The 1,221-nt window shown below is 39.9% G+C and carries 2 protein-coding genes; both read left to right on the top strand.

From position 1 onward, the window contains the following. Positions 1–807 (top strand): 2-hydroxyacid dehydrogenase (locus CALSC_RS24525; RefSeq protein WP_088243834.1); only part of this gene is annotated, 807 nt, incomplete at its 5' end. A gap of 49 nt (positions 808–856) precedes the next feature. Then, on the top strand, positions 857–1,221 hold a 365-nt coding region (locus CALSC_RS24520), incomplete at its 3' end, for a helix-turn-helix domain-containing protein (RefSeq protein ID WP_143288369.1).

Below are 1,221 nucleotides of genomic sequence, written 5' to 3'. Positions count from 1 at the left end.
CCAACCTACTTAATAGAATCGGCAACTTCTTTAAAAGTCATTAGTCAAATGGCTGTAGGTTACGACAATATAGATATTGCCGCAGCTACGGCAAAAATGATTCCTGTGGGTCATACTCCAGGTGTATTAACTGATACTACTGCTGATTTTACTTGGGCACTATTGATGACAGCATCCCGCAGGTTGTTGGAGGCAGATCGATTTACCCGTAGTGGTTTATGGAAAACTTGGGAGCCAGATTTTCTATTGGGAGCTAATATTACTGGAGCGACATTGGGAATTATTGGTTTTGGGCGTATTGGTCAAGCGATCGCTCGCCGTGCCCAAGGCTTCGATATGAAAATTTTATACACCTGCAAAAACAGATCAGATTTACATTTAGAAAATACTTTGGGTGTAGATTTCGTCTCCTTAGAACGGTTGTTAGAAGAGTCTGATTTTGTGACAATTCACACGCCACTATCTCAGGATACTTACCATCTATTTAGCGATCGCCAGTTTGAATTAATGAAGCCGTCTGCGATTTTAATTAATACTGCACGGGGAGGAATTGTAGATGCAAAAGCTTTGTATCGCGCCCTGAGCCAAGGTAAAATTGCTGGTGCAGCTTTGGATGTGACTGAACCAGAGCCGATTCCCAGTGATAGTCCATTACTGACCCTGGATAATTTAATTATTACTCCTCATATTGCCAGTGCTAGCCGTCAGACTAGGGAAAAAATGGCAAATATGGCAGTTGAAAATTTGATTGCAGGACTCAAAGGCGATCGCTTACCCTATTGTGTAAATCCAGAGGTTTATCATTAACGCTTGTGTATCACTCTGGGAAAAAATAAATATAGTTTGGGTAAAGTGAATGACATTTACACTCACTTATGAATTTAAACTAAAACCTACTGCTGAACAAAAAGAAATATTTAACGAGTGGTTAGAAACAAACCGCCAAGTATATAACTATGCTTTGGGTGAGCGTAAGGATTGGTTTAAGTCCCGTGCATGTGATGTAAATTCATGCTCTATCAAAAGTCAGTATATAATTCCTTCTGATACTCAACGACCTACATATAATAGTCAAGCCAAGGCATTAACTGAGGCTAAAAAACAATATCCACATCTGAAGCAGGTTCAGTCCCAGGTGTTGCAACAGACTTTAAAAAGGGTTGAGACTGCTTTTACAAATATGTGGGAACGTAACTTTGGATTCCCCAGATTTAAAAAGCG

The sequence above is a fragment of the Calothrix rhizosoleniae SC01 genome (assembly GCF_900185595.1).
In the GTDB taxonomy this organism is placed as follows: Bacteria; Cyanobacteriota; Cyanobacteriia; order Cyanobacteriales; family Nostocaceae; genus Calothrix_A; species Calothrix_A rhizosoleniae.
The sequence above is the reverse complement of the archived record's forward strand: the minus strand, read 5'-3'. Positions and strand labels throughout refer to the sequence as shown.